This is a genomic window from Bacillus sp. SIMBA_031 (genome assembly GCF_046535225.1).
In the GTDB taxonomy this organism is placed as follows: domain Bacteria; phylum Bacillota; class Bacilli; order Bacillales; family Bacillaceae; genus Bacillus; species Bacillus velezensis.
The window spans coordinates 1-238 of sequence record NZ_JAWRXC010000649.1 but is presented as its reverse complement, the minus strand read 5'-3'; the positions used below and the strand labels follow the sequence as shown (position 1 = coordinate 238).

Below are 238 nucleotides of genomic sequence, written 5' to 3'. Positions count from 1 at the left end.
GGGGGCAGATTCGAACTGCCGAACCCTGAGGGAGCGGATTTACAGTCCGCCGCGTTTAGCCACTTCGCTACCCCTCCATCATTTAGAGTGCCGGCCAGAGGACTTGAACCCCCAACCTACTGATTACAAGTCAGTTGCTCTACCAATTGAGCTAGACCGGCAAATGGTGGCTCGGGACGGAATCGAACCGCCGACACACGGATTTTCAGTCCGTTGCTCTACCAACTGAGCTACCGAG

Annotated in this window: 1 tRNA gene; it reads right to left on the bottom strand. The window is 55.9% G+C overall.

The window, feature by feature from the left end:
• Positions 1-88 precede the first annotated feature (88 nt).
• Positions 89-161: transfer RNA gene (locus SB724_RS21685), tRNA-Thr, on the bottom strand.
• Between the last annotated feature and the right edge of the window lie 77 nt (positions 162-238).